At 55.9% G+C, this 15,276-nt stretch carries 14 protein-coding genes; all 14 read right to left on the reverse strand.

Going from position 1 to position 15,276, the window contains the following annotated elements; all coding sequences use genetic code 11:
- Positions 1-2: 2 nt before the first annotated feature.
- The 14 genes from atpG to ravA all read right to left on the reverse strand — a co-directional run bounded on the left by atpG (position 3) and on the right by ravA (position 15,176).
- Positions 3-869, reverse strand: coding sequence for a F0F1 ATP synthase subunit gamma (atpG, locus tag OXR04_RS18860; protein WP_003849534.1), 867 nt, complete (start codon positions 867-869; stop codon positions 3-5).
- A 52-nt stretch (positions 870-921) separates the two neighbouring features.
- The gene (gene atpA, locus OXR04_RS18865; RefSeq protein ID WP_009088205.1) at positions 922-2,463 is read right to left on the reverse strand and encodes a F0F1 ATP synthase subunit alpha; all 1,542 of its coding nucleotides are present in this window, start codon (positions 2,461-2,463) and stop codon (positions 922-924) included.
- Between the two features lie 14 nt (positions 2,464-2,477).
- A complete protein-coding gene (gene atpH, locus OXR04_RS18870) occupies positions 2,478-3,011 on the reverse strand; it encodes a F0F1 ATP synthase subunit delta (protein ID WP_009088203.1) in 534 nt (177 codons plus the stop codon).
- A gap of 14 nt (positions 3,012-3,025) precedes the next feature.
- Complete coding sequence (atpF, locus tag OXR04_RS18875) at positions 3,026-3,496, reverse strand: F0F1 ATP synthase subunit B (RefSeq protein WP_009088200.1); 471 nt, start codon at positions 3,494-3,496, stop codon at positions 3,026-3,028.
- 105 nt (positions 3,497-3,601) lie between these two features.
- Positions 3,602-3,841 (reverse strand): F0F1 ATP synthase subunit C, encoded by a 240-nt coding sequence (gene atpE, locus OXR04_RS18880; protein ID WP_003849523.1) that lies wholly within the window; start codon positions 3,839-3,841, stop codon positions 3,602-3,604.
- A gap of 105 nt (positions 3,842-3,946) precedes the next feature.
- Entirely contained in the window at positions 3,947-4,765 is an 819-nt protein-coding gene (gene atpB / locus OXR04_RS18885) for a F0F1 ATP synthase subunit A (RefSeq protein ID WP_009088198.1), read from the reverse strand.
- A gap of 8 nt (positions 4,766-4,773) precedes the next feature.
- Positions 4,774-5,154, reverse strand: a complete 381-nt coding sequence (gene atpI / locus OXR04_RS18890) for a F0F1 ATP synthase subunit I (protein WP_009088196.1) — start codon at positions 5,152-5,154, stop codon at positions 4,774-4,776.
- 712 nt (positions 5,155-5,866) lie between these two features.
- A complete protein-coding gene (gene rsmG / locus OXR04_RS18895) occupies positions 5,867-6,484 on the reverse strand; it encodes a 16S rRNA (guanine(527)-N(7))-methyltransferase RsmG (protein ID WP_009088195.1) in 618 nt (205 codons plus the stop codon).
- A gap of 47 nt (positions 6,485-6,531) precedes the next feature.
- Complete coding sequence (mnmG, locus tag OXR04_RS18900; RefSeq protein ID WP_009088193.1) at positions 6,532-8,421, reverse strand: tRNA uridine-5-carboxymethylaminomethyl(34) synthesis enzyme MnmG; 1,890 nt, start codon at positions 8,419-8,421, stop codon at positions 6,532-6,534.
- Between the two features lie 433 nt (positions 8,422-8,854).
- Positions 8,855-9,295, reverse strand: a complete 441-nt coding sequence (mioC, locus tag OXR04_RS18905; RefSeq protein WP_046100887.1) for an FMN-binding protein MioC — start codon at positions 9,293-9,295, stop codon at positions 8,855-8,857.
- Between the two features lie 155 nt (positions 9,296-9,450).
- Positions 9,451-9,912, reverse strand: coding sequence for a transcriptional regulator AsnC (asnC, locus tag OXR04_RS18910; protein ID WP_009088190.1), 462 nt, complete (start codon positions 9,910-9,912; stop codon positions 9,451-9,453).
- Positions 9,913-10,015: 103 nt separating this feature from the next.
- The gene (gene ovoA / locus OXR04_RS18915) at positions 10,016-12,154 is read right to left on the reverse strand and encodes a 5-histidylcysteine sulfoxide synthase (protein WP_267372548.1); all 2,139 of its coding nucleotides are present in this window, start codon (positions 12,152-12,154) and stop codon (positions 10,016-10,018) included.
- Positions 12,155-12,222: 68 nt separating this feature from the next.
- Complete coding sequence (gene viaA, locus OXR04_RS18920) at positions 12,223-13,683, reverse strand: ATPase RavA stimulator ViaA (RefSeq protein ID WP_009088186.1); 1,461 nt, start codon at positions 13,681-13,683, stop codon at positions 12,223-12,225.
- On the reverse strand, positions 13,680-15,176 hold the full coding sequence (gene ravA / locus OXR04_RS18925; RefSeq protein WP_267372547.1) for an ATPase RavA: 1,497 nt from the start codon (positions 15,174-15,176) through the stop codon (positions 13,680-13,682). The genes viaA and ravA overlap by 4 nt, the downstream gene beginning before the upstream one ends.
- Between the last annotated feature and the right edge of the window lie 100 nt (positions 15,177-15,276).

The following is a 15,276-nucleotide window of genomic DNA, read 5'->3' on the forward strand; positions in this document are numbered from 1 at the left end:
GGTTAAACCGCGGAGGCCCCCGAGACGATCTCGGTAAGTTCCTGGGTGATGCTGGCCTGACGAGCTTTGTTGTACACCAACTGCAGCTCTTTGATCAGATTTCCGCCGTTATCGGTTGCGGCTTTCATCGCCACCATACGTGCGGCCTGCTCACTGGCCAGATTTTCCACCACACCCTGATAAACCTGCGATTCGACATAACGACGCAGCAGGGTATCCAGCAGCGCTTTCGGATCGGGTTCGTACAGGTAATCCCAGGTCTTCGCCTTCATCTCTTCTTCACCTTCCGCTGGCGCTAACGGCAGCAGTTGGGTGATGGTCGGAGTCTGAGACATGGTGTTATTGAACTTGTTACTGACGATCATCAGCTTGTCGATGCGGCCTTCATCATAAGCCTGCAACATCACTTTTACCGGGCCAATCAGGTCAGACAGGGCAGGTTTATCGCCCATGCCGCTGACTTGCGCCACGATGTTGCCACCCACAGCACTGAAGAATGACGCCCCTTTTGAACCGATAATCGACAGATCGCTCTGCACGCCTTTATCGGACCAGGACTTCATATCCGCCAGTAATTTTTTGAACAGGTTAATGTTCAAACCACCACAAAGCCCGCGGTCTGTTGAAACGACCAGGTAGCCGACGCGCTTGACGTCGCGCTGTTCCAGGTAAGGGTGCTTGTATTCCAGATTACCCAACGCAAGGTGACCAATCACTTTGCGCATGGTGTCTGCATACGGACGGCTGGCCGCCATGCGTTCCTGCGTTTTACGCATCTTGGAGGCGGCGACCATTTCCATCGCTTTGGTGATTTTCTGCGTGTTTTTCACGCTTCCAATCTTGCTTCGTATCTCTTTTGCGCCGGCCATTAGCTTCTCCTCAAAGCCTTGCGGCCTGCCTTTTCAGACAAGCCGCCAGACATTACCAGGACTGGGTTGCTTTAAACGTATCGATCAGGCCTTTCAGCTTCGCTTCGATATCGTTGTTAAAGTTGCCCGACTGGTTGATTTCAGCCATCAGCTCAGCGTGGTCACGATCGGCGAAGGCCAGCAGTGCAGCTTCAAAGCTACCAATTTTTGCCAGTTCAACGTCGTTCAGGTAGCCACGCTCGGCAGCGAACAGAACCAGACCCTGCTGCGCGACAGACATCGGCGCATACTGTTTCTGCTTCAGCAGCTCGGTCACTTTCTGACCGTGGCTCAGCTGTTTACGGGTTGCATCATCCAGATCAGAAGCGAACTGCGAGAACGCCGCCAGTTCACGATACTGTGCCAGCGCGGTACGGATACCACCGGACAGTTTCTTGATGATCTTGGTCTGTGCAGCACCACCAACACGGGATACCGAAATACCTGGGTTAACCGCCGGACGAATACCGGAGTTGAACAGGTTCGATTCCAGGAAGATCTGACCGTCAGTAATCGAGATTACGTTGGTCGGAACGAACGCAGAAACGTCGCCCGCCTGAGTTTCGATGATCGGCAGTGCAGTCAGTGAACCGGTTTTACCTGTCACCGCGCCATTGGTGAAACGCTCAACATATTCAGCGCTTACGCGTGATGCACGTTCCAGCAGACGAGAGTGGAGATAGAACACGTCGCCAGGGAATGCTTCACGACCTGGTGGACGACGCAGCAGCAGAGAGATCTGACGGTATGCGATAGCCTGCTTGGAGAGGTCATCATAGACGATCAGCGCATCTTCACCGCGGTCACGGAAGTATTCGCCCATCGCACAACCTGCGTACGGAGAGAGATACTGCAGTGCAGCAGATTCAGACGCAGACGCCACAACAACGATGGTGTTCTGCAGTGCGCCATGCTCTTCCAGCTTACGAACCACGTTAGAGATGGTTGAGGCTTTCTGACCAATCGCAACGTAGACACACTTGATGCCTGAGTCGCGCTGGTTGATGATCGCATCGATCGCCATCGCGGTTTTACCGGTCTGACGGTCACCGATGATCAGCTCACGCTGGCCACGGCCGATTGGAATCATCGCATCGACCGACTTATAACCGGTCTGAACCGGCTGGTCGACTGACTGACGATCGATAACACCAGGAGCAATCACTTCAACCGGTGAGAAACCGTCGTTGTCGATTGCGCCTTTACCGTCGATAGGAGCACCCAGGGTGTTCACGACGCGGCCCAGCAGGCCACGGCCTACCGGTACTTCAAGAATACGGCCAGTACACTTAACCTTCATGCCTTCGGCGAGGTCAGCGTAAGGACCCATCACCACAGCACCAACCGAGTCACGCTCGAGGTTCAGGGCGATAGCGTAACGGTTACCCGGCAGGGCAATCATCTCACCCTGCATGACATCGGCCAGGCCGTGTACGCGGATGATACCGTCACTTACAGAAACAATCGTACCTTCGTTGTGAGCTTCGCTCACGACATTGAACTGAGCAATGCGCTGCTTGATCAGTTCGCTGATTTCGGTGGAATTCAGTTGCATATGCTCCAGTCCCCTTAAGACTGCAAGACGTCAGCCAGACGGTCAAGACGGCCGCGTACGCTGCCATCAATAACCAGATCACCCGCACGGATGATCACGCCTGCCATCACAGACTTATCAATTTTGCAATTCAGCTTAACTTTGCGTGACAGACGTTTTTCCATCGCGGCGCTGATTTTATTCAGCTGGTCGTCACTCAGCGTACTGGCGGAGATAACATCAACTTCAGCGGTGGCTTCATGAGCGTCACGCAGTTCGATGTATTGGGCCAGTACAGCCGGAAGCGCTGTCAAACGTCCGTTTTCCGCCATCACCTTAATCAGGTTCTGCGCGGGTTCATCCAGTTGATCACCACAGACTGCGTTAAACGACGCTGCCAGCGCTTCCGGTGCTAACGCACCAGAGAGAAGATCAGCCATCTGTTCATTGCGAGCCACTTCTGCGGCGAACGCCAGCATCTGTTGCCAGCGTTCAATACTTTGATGCTCAACAGCAAAGTCAAAAGCTGCTTTGGCGTAGGGGCGAGCTACAGTAATCAGATCAGACATCAGCCCCTCCCTCCTTACAGTTCAGCGACCAGTTTATCAACGATGTCGCTGTTAGCAGCTTCATCCACGGAGCGTTCGATGATCTTCTCGGCGCCAGCCATAGCCAGCAACGCGACTTGCTTACGCAGTTCTTCACGTGCACGTTTACGTTCAGCGTCAATTTCCGCCTGCGCTTGTGCCACGATACGATTACGTTCGTTTTCAGCTTCGGTTTTGGCTTCGTCCAGAATCTGCGTGCGACGCTTGTTCGCCTGCTCGATAATGACCTGAGCGTCTTCTTTGGCTTTTTTCAGCTGGTCGGTCGCATTAGCCTGCGCGAGATCCAAATCTTTCTTCGCACGTTCAGCAGAAGCAAGGCCTTCAGCAATTTCTTTCTGGCGCTTTTCGATGGCAGCCATAATCGGCGGCCATACGTACTTCATGCAGAACGCGACAAACAGGATGAACGCGATAGCCTGGCCGAGGATTGTTGCATTAATGTTCACAGCACAATGCCTCTAGATTGAGTATTTAACTTTTCTGCCGTTATCAGCGATAAGCGGCAGAATCCGTTCACCCCTGCACATTGTGCGCTGAGTGAACACAGGGCTTTAGGCGACAGCAAACATCACGTACAGACCCAGACCAACAGCGATCATCGGGATTGCATCCACCAGACCCATTACAACAAAGAACTGCGTACGCAGCAGAGGAATCAGGTCAGGCTGACGAGCAGCGCCTTCCAGGAATTTTCCTCCGAGGATGCCGATACCGATCGCAGCACCGATTGCCGCCAGGCCCATCATCACAGCGGCAGCCATGTACAGCAGATCCATATTCAGGTTTTCCATGACAGTCTCCAGTTTGTTTCAGTTAAATGCTCCCTTCATCTTCCGGGCTTCAGCGGCGTGCGCTGCCACCCGGAATCAGGAGGGAAAGTAGTGTTGAGAAAAAAATCAATGCTCTTCAGATGCCATCGACAGATAGACGATCGTGAGGACCATGAAAATGAAAGCCTGTAGCGAAATGATCAGGATGTGGAAAATGGCCCACGGCACATTCAGCACCCACTGTGACCACCACGGCAACAGACCGGCAATAAGGATAAAGATCAGTTCACCCGCATACATGTTACCGAACAGTCGTAAACCCAGTGAAACAGGCTTAGACAGCAGGCTTACACCTTCCAGAATCAGGTTGATCGGGATGAAGATCGGGTGGTTAAAAGGCTGCAGCGTCAGCTCTTTCGTGAAGCCGCCAATGCCTTTCATTTTGACGCTGTAGAACAGAATCAAAATAAATACGCCCAACGCCATAGAGAGCGTGATGTTCACGTCTGCAGACGGTACGACGCGCAGCGCCGGTAACCCCAATACGTGCTCGCCGATATAAGGCAGCAGGTCGATTGGCAGCAGATCCATGAAGTTCATCAGGAAGACCCAGACAAAGATTGTCAGAGCCAGCGGGGCGATAAGTTTACTCTTACCGTGATACATGTCGCGCACGTTACTATCAACGAAGCCGACAACCAGTTCGATAGCCGCCTGCATTTTCCCTGGCACACCGCTGGTGACAGACTTCGCCACGCTACGGAACAACACCAGGAAGATAACTCCCAGCACCAGAGAGAAAAACATGGAATCGATATTTAATACCCAGAACGTCGCGGGAGCGTCGTGCGGATTCACTAACTCGAAGGTACGCAGGTCCAACTGAAGATGAGTCAGGTGGTGACCAATGTACTCTTGCGGAGTAGAGATTTCTCCTGCAGCCATGATGCCTCTTACCCTTTGTTGTTAATTACCGCCGGTGCCAGCATGTGTACCACCAGCACCGATAACCAGGTTATTCCGACCGGCCAGAAGACCGCGCCGAATAGACCCAACGCCACAATGAGCAAAATGATGGTCGCAAACACTTTGGCTATTTCACCTAAAGCGAAGCTCCACGCGACTCGCCCCGAAGCGGGGGATTGCCCCTGCAGGCGCCAGGCTAAAAACAAAAACAATACGTTTGGCAGCCAGGCTGCCGCTCCGCCAGCAAGAGCAGAGACACCCCACGTGACATCTTTAACAGCAAAGAGTGCGCCGATGATGACTATCGTCACCAGCTGAATCATCAGCACCGTTCGGGCGAATTTCACACTGTAAAGAGACACTGACATGACGCTGATACTCTCCTGCCCCATCAGGGGTATGTCGCGTGTCGTATAAGACTGCCTTTGCGCAGTTGAGTCAAGCAGCAAAAGCCGTGCAAATTATACGGGCCGCACCTGCGATTTCAATCGGTAAGTAGCGAAAAGGTGAACAATTATTTAAATTTCTTTCCGGAGGGCTATTTTTCCAAAGATTACCCTGCCGGAATTCATCTGAATCGGACTGAAAATTCACTGGCGTCTTGCTTTTAAAGCGTGCTTTAGATCACATAATAAGCACCTGCGCCAGAATGAGTTTTATCGGGGTGCTATTTCAGCGCCCGGCCCACAGCGGTTAAACCTATTTTAATCAGCCACTTAAAATTAGATCGTTGTAGCGGAAAGCGTAATTTCCCGGAAAACAGGCTATTGACATCGAACTGTGCCTGAGAATCGTGAAACTGATATTACGCACGGCAGGTTATTACCGCGATATATTTTCTGACGTGACTATTTTTATTCCGCTACCCGGCTATACAAGTGATATTTCTGATAACCAAATGTGAATTAAAGGTTAAATGTAACAGAGCTTTTCGGATAATTTCCATCGGCCTTTTTAACCTTCTTACCGCGCGCGTTTAATCAAAAACTTTTATCACACCGATCTCGTCTGCGTTTTTTTTAATCAGTCGCCTCAAAGGGCCTGAAGCTGAAACGCGCCAAGACCCTGCTGACGATAAGGCTACTGGTGACGCAGAATGACCAGGTGGCGGTCACCGTCCAGCTGAGGCACCTGCAGTCTGATGACGGAATCCACCCCAAAGCCCGCCGGTAAAGCGGCAATTTCATCGTCTGGTCGCACCCCTTTCAGCGCAAAGAAGCGCCCTTCCCTTCCCGGCAGATGATGACACCAGGTCACCATATCGGTCAGGGAGGCAAAAGCACGGCTGATCACCCCGTCGAACGGAGGTTCCGCCGGGAAGGTCTCTACCCGGCTCTGGACCGGCGTGATGTTAGTAAGTCCTAACTCATGCTGAACCTGACGCAGGAACCGGACCCGCTTGCCCAGACTGTCGAGCAGCGTAAAGTGCGCATCCGGCATGACGATAGCCAGCGGAATGCCTGGCAGACCCGGTCCGGTGCCAACATCAATAAAGCGTGCGCCCTGAAGATGCGGCGCCACCACGATACTGTCGAGGATATGACGCACCAGCATCTGCTGCGGATCGCGGACGGAGGTCAGGTTGTAGGCTTTGTTCCACTTATCCAGCAGGCCGACATAGGCAACCAGCTGCTGTTTTTGTTGATCGGAGAGGGAAATACCGGCTGCATTGAGCAGCGACGTGAGTGTGTTAATCACAGCATAAGTCCATTCAGCGGGGGCGAGTCTCCTCGCCCCGTTTAAGATCAGGCGCTTTTGCGCAGCAGACCCTGTTTTTTCAGGTAAATAAGCAGAATCGAGATGGCCGCCGGAGTAATACCGGAAATGCGCGTCGCCTGCCCGATCGACGTCGGCTTGTGATCGTTCAGCTTGGCGATCACCTCATTGGAGAGTCCATTCACCTGGCGATAGTCGAGCTCAACCGGCAGCAGCGTGTTCTCATTACGCAACTGACGATCGATCTCTTCCTGCTGACGCGCGATGTAGCCTTCATACTTCACCTGAATCTCAACCTGCTCAGCGGCCTGCTCATCAGCCAGTGCCGGGCCGAAGGCCTCCAGCGCCATCAGCTTCAGATAGGTCATCTCTGGACGACGCAGCAGATCTTCACCACTCGCTTCTTTGGTCAGCGGTGCGCTGAGCACCGTATTGACGTCGGAAACGTGTTCGGATTTTGGATGAACCCAGATATCGCGCAGACGCTGACGCTCCTGCTCAATCGCTTCCAGCTTCTGATTGAAGCGCGCCCAGCGTGCATCATCAACCAGACCCAGTTCACGGCCGGTTTCGGTCAGACGCAGATCGGCATTGTCTTCGCGCAGCATCAGACGGTATTCGGCACGCGAGGTGAACATCCGGTACGGCTCTTTGGTGCCGAGCGTACAGAGGTCATCAACCAGCACGCCCAGATAAGCCTGATCGCGACGCGGTGCCCAGCCTTCTTTGTCAGCAGACTGACGCGCGGCGTTCAGACCGGCCAGCATCCCCTGCGCAGCGGCTTCTTCATAACCGGTTGTGCCGTTGATCTGTCCGGCAAAGAAGAGGCCGTCGATAAACTTACTCTCCAGCGTCGGTTTGAGATCGCGCGGATCGAAGAAGTCATACTCGATGGCATAACCCGGACGCACGATCTTCGCATTCTCCATCCCCTTCATTGAGCGGACGATCTGCATCTGCACGTCAAACGGCAGACTGGTAGAGATACCGTTCGGGTAGATCTCATTACTGGTCAGCCCTTCCGGCTCCAGGAAGATCTGATGCGAGTTACGATCGGCAAAGCGCATGACTTTGTCTTCGATCGACGGGCAGTAGCGCGGGCCGATCCCTTCGATGATCCCGGCGTACATCGGGCTGCGATCCAGGTTTTCGCGGATCACGTTGTGGGTTTTCTCATTGGTATGAGTGATCCAGCACGGCACCTGCTGCGGATGCTGAGCGGCACTGCCCATAAACGAGAAGACCGGCATCGGGTTATCCCCATGCTGCGGGCTCAGCACTGAAAAATCGATGGTGCGAGCGTCAATGCGCGGCGGCGTGCCGGTTTTGAGGCGGTTTACCCGCAGCGGCAGCGCGCGGAGTCGTTTTGCCAGCGGAATGGACGGGGGATCACCTGCGCGACCGCCACTGTAGTTGTCCAGACCGATATGAATTTTTCCGTCCAGGAAGGTTCCGACGGTCAGTACCACGGTTTTCGCGCGGAACTTCAGTCCCATCTGAGTCACGGCACCCACCACACGATCGTTTTCAACGATAAGATCGTCGACCGCCTGCTGGAAGATCATCAGGTTGGGCTGGTTCTCCAGAGCAGTGCGCACCGCCTGGCGATAGAGCACGCGATCGGCCTGAGCACGGGTGGCCCGCACCGCCGGCCCTTTGCTGGCGTTTAGTATCCTAAACTGGATACCGGCCTGGTCGATCGCATGGGCCATTAGACCCCCCAGGGCATCCACTTCCTTCACCAAATGTCCTTTGCCAATGCCACCGATCGCCGGGTTGCAGGACATTTGTCCAAGCGTATCAATGTTATGGGTGAGTAACAGGGTTTGCTGACCCATTCGGGCTGCCGCCATTGCGGCTTCGGTGCCCGCATGACCACCACCAATTACGATGACGTCAAAAGGATCCTGATAAAACATGAAGTGGTACCTCGGTTGATGAACGTGCAGGATCGTCGTCCTGGGGCGTGGATTCTACTCAAATTCCGTCTGGGGTGAAAGCCGCGGGATCGTCCGGTTTTAAAAGAAAGGATCTTAGATCTGTATATGATCTTTCTGTTAGATCTCTTATTAGGATCCCGGCCTCCTGTGGATATGTGCCAGAAGCATTGCATAAACAACAGGATGGGCAGGATCACTAGCTGTGAGTGATCGGTGATCCTGATCCGTATAAGCTGGGATCAAAACCTTAGGTTATACACAGCTCAAAAAACATGCATCGGTTGTTCTTTGGATAACTACCGGTTATACGCAGTAAAAGAGGGTAGTTATCCACAAAATAAACGAGCGGAAAAGGATAAAATCAGCATCTTCCACTGGGGATCGTCACTATTTCGCGATCCCCGTCCACGATTCAGATCGCGTTTTTCCACGTTTCCAGCCAGGCCTCTGCCGGATCTTCAGGGATCTCATGCTCCAGCACGTCAATCTCCAGACGATCGCCTATCCGCTGCGCCCCCTGTGCGGTCAGCAGCGCATCAATCTGGCGGATCGCGCCGCAAAAGAGATCGTACTCATGGTTGCCGAGTCCGACAGCGCCAAAGCGAACCTGAGAAAGATCGGGCTGGCTGTCGCGGATGGCTTCAGCGAGTGGCAGCAGATTGTCAGGGATATCGCCGGCACCATGCGTTGAGCAGACCACCAGCCAGATACCGGTCTGCGGCACCTCATCCAGCGCCGGGCCATGCAGCAGCTGCGTGGAGAAGCCTGCGTCCTGTAATTTTTCTTCCAGATGTTCAGCCACATACTCGGCGCTTCCCAGAGTACTGCCACTGATTAAGGTAATATCGGCCATCTTGCTCTCCCGGACAGTAAGGCGAGCATTGTACGCTGTGATCAAGCGGTGATCCACCTGTGGACAACAGGGTTAATGGATCGGGAAAGGCGAACGCAGCCGTTGCCAGCCGCCACATTCGTCAGGGATAAGATTATGCACAGGGAAAGGAACGATCAGGGCTTGATGGTACGCATGATCGGGTTTTGCAGCGAGATCAGGGTTTCGGTTGACTGAATTTCATCAATGGTCTGGATCTTGTTGATCAGCACCTGCTGCAGGGCATCGATTGACCGGCACATCACCTTAATAAAGATGCTGTAGTGACCGGTGGTGTACCAGGCTTCAACCACCTCATCCAGCGCATCCAGTTTGCTCAGCGCCGCCGGATAGTCACGCGCGCTCTTCAGGATAATGCCGATAAAGCAGCAGACATCAAACCCCAGCTGGCGCGGATCGATATCCACCCGCGTGCCCAGGATAATACCCGCCTGCTTCATCTTCTCTACGCGCACATGAATGGTGCCGGGACTGACATTAAACTGCTTTGCCAGCTCGGCGTAAGCGGTGCGCGCATTCTCCAGCAGGGCATTCAGAATGCCGCGATCCAGGTTGTCGAGCTGCAGATGTTCGGCCATGGCCATCCTCGTTGTGGGTCTGCTTAAGTGAACAAGGGTGAATGTGCAGCAAAATAGTGGTTCAGGCAACTCCCGGCAGCGACGGGCGCCGCTGCCGGGTTGCTTAGCGTTTGCGCCAGACGGTGACCTGCGCCAGCGTATGCTGGAACTTGCGGGCCGTTTCGCGGATCACGAACGGCACATCCTGCGGTTCATCGATCAGCTCGAAGTCGGCGGCCAGCAGCCGTTGCAGCGCCTGCAGGGTCGTCAGGGCCTCTCCGTTTTCCCGCACGCCGCCCAGCCAGTTCTCTTTCGGCGTGAAATCTTCCAGCCAGGTGTAAGGCGATGAGAGCAGCAGAATGCCGCCCGGACGCAGCATCGGCGTCACATCCTGCAGGAAGCGCGCGGGCTGACGCAGACGATCGATCAGATTGGAGGCAAGCACCAGATCGTAACCGGCCGGTTGCGGCTTCAGGTTGCAGGCGTCCCCCTGCACAAAGCGGATTCGCTGCGCCAGATCGCTCTCCAGATCGAAATCTTTCAGGCGAACCTGACGATACTCGACCAGATCGCCCTCCTGAGGCAGGAGATAGCGGAAATCTTCACCGCTGGTCAGCTGCAGCGCCACATCGATGAAGCGCGCCGAGTAGTCCATGCCGGTGACGCGTTCGAAGTGGCGGGCCAGTTCGAAACTGGCGCGTCCGGTCGCGCAGCCGATATCCAGGGCGTCACCCCGGGCGCGGGTGTAATTCAGCGCCAGCTTCACCAGGCTTTCGGCATAGTTTTCCACACCGAAATAGCGCGGGCCATACTGGAAGTCGAGATACTGCGACACCATGGCGTCAGACTCATACGGATTCAGCGCCATGCTCTCCCTGTGCCCGGACACCACATAGCGGAAACCGGCATGCTGGAAGAAGTGGCGGCGAAACGCATAGCGTGCCGATTTCAGGGCTTCATTGCCGGTGGATATCCAGCTGCCCCCTTTGATCAGCGAGTGCTTGCCATCGAACGTCGGCGTCGAGAAATCGTCGTAAAGCGGATGGACCCGGAAGCCTTCGAAGCCGTTAATTGGCGTGGTGGTCCACTGCCAGACGTTGCCGACGATATCGAAGAAGTCGCCCTGGGCGAACATATCGACCGGTGACGAGGAGGCCCAGTAAGCCAGGTTAATGTTGCCCGGTGCCTGCTCCCAGTGCGGCTGGTCGCCGGCAACCTGTTCGCGCAGCTGAGTCCACTCCGCTTCGCAGGGAAGCTGAATTGCCAGCCCCGTCTGATCTGCTTTCCAGCGACAGAAGGCGGCGGCTTCCAGCTGATTGACCTCGGCAGGCCAGTCCCAGGGCATCGCCACCTCTTTACACATCAGACGCAGTTTCAGCTGATCGGGCATCGCAGGTGTGCCAACCCAGAAGGTGGGCATCTCTGCTTTGGCAAACTGACACCAGCCCCAGCCTTCATCATCCCACCAGCGACGATCCTGATATCCTCCCGCCTCGACGAAGGCCATAAATTCTGCGTTGCTGACCAGCATTTTGCTCGCCTGGAACGGCTGCAGCGTAATCTGCTGGCGGCCATACTCATTATCCCAGCCGTAGGTGTCGTCAGTTTTACCCAGCGTGACCGTGCCGCCGGGCATCGGCAGCAGGGCGTTGGCCGGAACAGCCTGACGCTGGTGGCGCGCCAGCGGACAGATGGGCCATGCGGACTGCGGCTTAACCCACTCAATCGGAAGCTGGCGGATCAACACGCTGGAGGTTTCCAGATGGATGCGCTCATGCTCGATGCCCATCAGGATCACCCAGGCCGGACTTTCCCAGTCGATCGGCAGAGTGAGCGGCATGGTCTGGATGAGATCGCTGACCAGGGCTTTCACGCGTCCCCGGTATTCACGCACTTCATCGACGGTGGGCCAGTCGTAGTGACTGTCGTTGAGATCGTCCCAGCTCATCTCATCCACCCCAATCGCCATCATCGCTTCGATGCGATCGTTCAGACGCGCGTCGATGAGACGTCCGGCCATCAGCTTATTAATGTAGAAGGTCGCCGTGTGACCGAAATAGAAAATCAGGGGGTGGCGCAGCGGAATGGCTTTGGTGAACCAGGCCTGCGGATCCGCCAGACAGGTAAACAGACTCTCATACTGGTCCCAGGTCTGATGGAAATAGGCCAGCAAATCGGCACGTTTTTGTTCGCTATTCTGGCCGGAGAGCAATAACGTCCGCGTAGGTGCAGGCAGATCGCGGTGGGGTTGAGCAAGCGTCACAGGAAGCTCCAGATTGCTGAGTAAGTGAAACGGTAAACTATAGCAAAGAAGCTTTTCTGCCAGATGACTTAACGGCGCCAGTGACGCAGAAGACGGCTTTTCATGCCGGTATCGAAACGCCAGATATGGTCGAAGATGCGCAGAATACCGGGTTTCCCGTGGGCCGACATGGCCACCGCGTGAAAACGTTGCTGATTGTGTCGCTGGCGCTGTTTTATCGCCCCGATCACCTCTTCCGGCAGACGCTGGGCGATGAAATCGGAGACGATGACCGCATCCGCTTCCTGCCACAGTGCGCCCTCCATCCGGTTCACCACCGAGGAGAGGCAGGCGGCCAGATCGGTGCCGCCACGAAAGCGCTGGCTGAGAAAGCGAATCGCCTGTTCCAGCCCATCTTCCCCGGTCAGCTCGTAGCCGATGACTTCATGGGCAAACAGCATGATGTAGCAGCGACGCCGGTCGGCCAGCGCGACTTTCAGCAGCGCCAGACAAAACGCTTTTGCGCAGCGCTCGTTGAAGCCCCCCATGGAGCCGGAGGTATCTACGCAGACGATAAACGGCCCGCGGGGCTGCTCCTCATGCTGCTGATGGCTGGCCGGCCGCATCGTCACTTTTTCGTGCCAGGCCTCGCCCTGCAGTCGGTAAGTCAGCAGCCGTTTCTCAACCAGGCGCCGGTAAAACTCCAGCTCCAGTTCGCTGATGCTCAGCGCGGCTAACTCCGGCGGCAGCAGACGCAGTACGTCATCGCTCTGATGAATGCCGCTCACCTCTTCCGGCACGGACGCGGGCTCCTGCACCAGATGGTGAAAGGCCTCCATCGGGGCATCCTGTGACGGCACCGATTTAGCCTCCCGACTGCGGCCCAGCTGCTGTGCCAGCTTCAGCAGCTCCGGTTGCTGCGCGAGAAAATCACCATATTGCAGCATCAGCTGATAGTCGCCGGGCTGCAGTGACGCTTTGCTCATGTCCCATAACCGGCCTGCCGCCGCTTCATCATCGTCGCCCAGGATCGGGGCCAGCTGACCGCTCAGCGCCATGCGCTGCTGCAGTTCCGCCAGCAGGCGTTCGCGCTGCTGCTCCAGCAGCTGCTGATTCAGTGTCAGGGTCTGTAAGGTCAGACTCAGCCGCCAGCGCTGCAGAAAAAGCTGGTGCTGCGCGCTGCTGAGATGGTGGATATCGGTGTGCTGCAACAGCCGGTTCGCTTCATCCAGGAAGGGCGAAGGCAGGCTTTGCAGCGCCTGAAGCGTCGCATCCAGCTGGTGGATGAATTCACGATCGCTGAGGAGCTGAACCCGCTGAAAGAGCTGAAATTCCTCTGCCAGCGTGGCCGGAACCGGGGTGGCTTTGAGTTCCGCGTTGATCTCGGCCCGCCAGCGCGGCACATCGCGTAGCAGCGCTTTTTTCAGCCCGGGAAACTTTTCAAAAAACAGCGCAAGCTGTGGGGAGGCCAGCAGGGCGACGATCAGCTCTTCAATCAGTTCGGTCTCCCCCACCGAGAGCAGGGTGCTGAGCGTCTCCACGGAGATCATTTACGCGCCTGTTTCAGCTGCTCTGCCACATCCTGCAGGCTGGTTTCGACCCGCGCCAGCCAGTCGTCGCTGATAAACAGGCAGCGCTGATGCTGACTGAAGAGATGCCGCTGGGTGCGCAGTTCACTCTCCAGTGCATCCAGCGCCTCGGTAATCTCACCGGGCAGCGGCTCGCTGTTGCTGACGCCGGGCAGGGTCAGCCGCGATGCCTGCAGACTGACATCGCGGATCGCCAGGCAGTGCTGCGCATCCACCTGAAGATCCAGGCTCTGAGCAAAACCGATGCCGTTGAGCTTGCCGCGCACCTCGCCCCCTTTCTGCAGCCACTGGTTCAGCGCATCACGCGCGATCACCAGGTGGGTAACCTGCATATCGTGCAGCATCAGCGGCTTTTGCAGCATCAGCGTCAGCTGCTCGTCGGTGAGGCTTTCGGGCATATCGTAGTGCGGCTTGCGGCTGAACATGCCGCTGTGCTTCTCCAGCGTGATGGCCTGCGCCACGCTCTGCTGTTGCTGCAGCGCCAGACGACGGGCTTTGATCTGATGCAGTTTCAGCAGCATCGGCTGCTGCTGCCAGGCGTGCTGTGTCATCAGCTGGTCGATTTCGCGTTCCAGCAGCTGCATGGACGCCACGTCGTGCCAGAGGCAATCTTTCAGCAGGATCAGGTCTATCGGCGCAATCGCGCTGCGTCCGCTGTAAAAGGCGCTGGCCTGTAACAGGTGGATGGCTTTTTTCCAGCGACGATCGGAAATGTAAGGGGCGGCAGGCTGGCTCTCCAGCTGCTGACGCAGCTGATAGATCAGCTCGAAAACGGCATCCGGCAGGCCCACCTGGCTGATGCTGAGCTGCCACTGCGCATACTCCTCATCGCTGATGCGCAGAGATTCTGCCACCGGATTGGCGTGTTCATCCTGCTGGTGAGTCAGCATGCTGCGGAAGTTCTGCTTCTCATGCACGTTATCCAGCCACAGGCGGATCAGCATCCGGTCATAGAGCGCCTCGAGACCGCTGTCCACTTCCGGGAGTTCATTGGAGGCGGTGACCAGCAGACGCATCGGGATGGTCTCTTCGCTGTCGCCATTGCGGAAGCGGCGTTCGTTGATGGCGGTCAGCAGGGTATTCAGAATCGCCGGGCCGGCTTTCCAGATCTCATCCAGAAACACAATCTCTGCGTCGGGCAGATACCCTTTAGTGAGGCGCTGATAGCGCCCTTCATCCTTCAGCGCCTGAATAGAGAGCGGGCCAAACACCTCTTCCGGCGTCGAGAAACGGGTCATCAGATATTCAAAGGCGCGGGCGTGCTGAAAGGCATATTTGAGGCGGCGTGCTATCAGGCTCTTGGCGATGCCGGGCGGGCCCAGCAGGAACACGCTTTCACCGCTCAGCGCCGCCAGCAGGCAAAGGCGAATGGCATGATGCCGCTCATACAATCCTTTTTCTAACGCATTGCTCAGGCGAGAAATTCTTTCTGCCAAAAGATGGGGTTGAGCCATAATCACTTCAATGTCCTTACGATCGACGGGCCGCCGCGCTTAAGCAAGCGCCTTACTCTATAGATCATCATGCGTGAAAGCGTTGATAGCTGTCAGCTTT

This window comes from Pantoea sp. GM_Pan_3, assembly GCF_026541045.1.
Classification (GTDB): Bacteria; Pseudomonadota; Gammaproteobacteria; order Enterobacterales; family Enterobacteriaceae; genus Pantoea; species Pantoea anthophila.

Excerpts from the sequence above, each read along its gene's own strand:
- asnC (WP_009088190.1), bottom strand. The coding sequence starts at position 9,912 with ATGGCCGAACATCTGCAGCTCGACAACCTGGATCGCGGCATTCTGAAT.
- mnmG (WP_009088193.1), bottom strand. The coding sequence starts at position 8,421 with ATGTTTTATCAGGATCCTTTTGACGTCATCGTAATTGGTGGTGGTCAT.
- atpG (WP_003849534.1), bottom strand. The coding sequence starts at position 869 with ATGGCCGGCGCAAAAGAGATACGAAGCAAGATTGGAAGCGTGAAAAAC.
- viaA (WP_009088186.1), bottom strand. The coding sequence starts at position 13,683 with ATGATCTCCGTGGAGACGCTCAGCACCCTGCTCTCGGTGGGGGAGACC.
- atpA (WP_009088205.1), bottom strand. The coding sequence starts at position 2,463 with ATGCAACTGAATTCCACCGAAATCAGCGAACTGATCAAGCAGCGCATT.
- atpE (WP_003849523.1), bottom strand. The coding sequence starts at position 3,841 with ATGGAAAACCTGAATATGGATCTGCTGTACATGGCTGCCGCTGTGATG.
- ravA (WP_267372547.1), bottom strand. The coding sequence starts at position 15,176 with ATGGCTCAACCCCATCTTTTGGCAGAAAGAATTTCTCGCCTGAGCAAT.
- atpB (WP_009088198.1), bottom strand. The coding sequence starts at position 4,765 with ATGGCTGCAGGAGAAATCTCTACTCCGCAAGAGTACATTGGTCACCAC.
- atpI (WP_009088196.1), bottom strand. The coding sequence starts at position 5,154 with ATGTCAGTGTCTCTTTACAGTGTGAAATTCGCCCGAACGGTGCTGATG.
- atpH (WP_009088203.1), bottom strand. The coding sequence starts at position 3,011 with ATGTCTGATCTGATTACTGTAGCTCGCCCCTACGCCAAAGCAGCTTTT.
- mioC (WP_046100887.1), bottom strand. The coding sequence starts at position 9,295 with ATGGCCGATATTACCTTAATCAGTGGCAGTACTCTGGGAAGCGCCGAG.